General features: G+C 48.9%; 1 protein-coding gene. It reads right to left on the reverse strand.

What is annotated here, in order from left to right; all coding sequences use genetic code 11:
- The coding region (locus tag NE665_RS24440) for a hypothetical protein (protein ID WP_256302774.1) at window positions 1–270 on the reverse strand (270 nt) is incomplete at both ends.

Genomic DNA, 270 nt, shown 5'->3' on the forward strand with positions numbered 1-270 from the left:
TGCTTCCCTTTTTCAATGTATCCGGGAATACGATGAAGTCACTTTCCGCTTTCGGCGGTGTCGCTCTGTCCTTACTGTTTGTGATCGTCAAAGGTCCGAAATCGATGAACGGAGCCGGAGATAATCCCTCAGACTTCACTGCTGCACTTGGATCATAGGTGTCCGTCTCTGCGATCCTCGTCCACAGATAGTATGTCGTCGTTCGATTCAGGTTCGTAAATTCATAGCTGCCGTCGTCTTTCTTCTTCAGCGTATCCCAGTCTCCTTCTT

Origin of the sequence: Clostridium sp. DFI.1.208 (genome assembly GCF_024463855.1) — a bacterium.
Taxonomy (GTDB): Bacteria; Bacillota_I; Bacilli_A; order Erysipelotrichales; family Erysipelotrichaceae; genus Clostridium_AQ.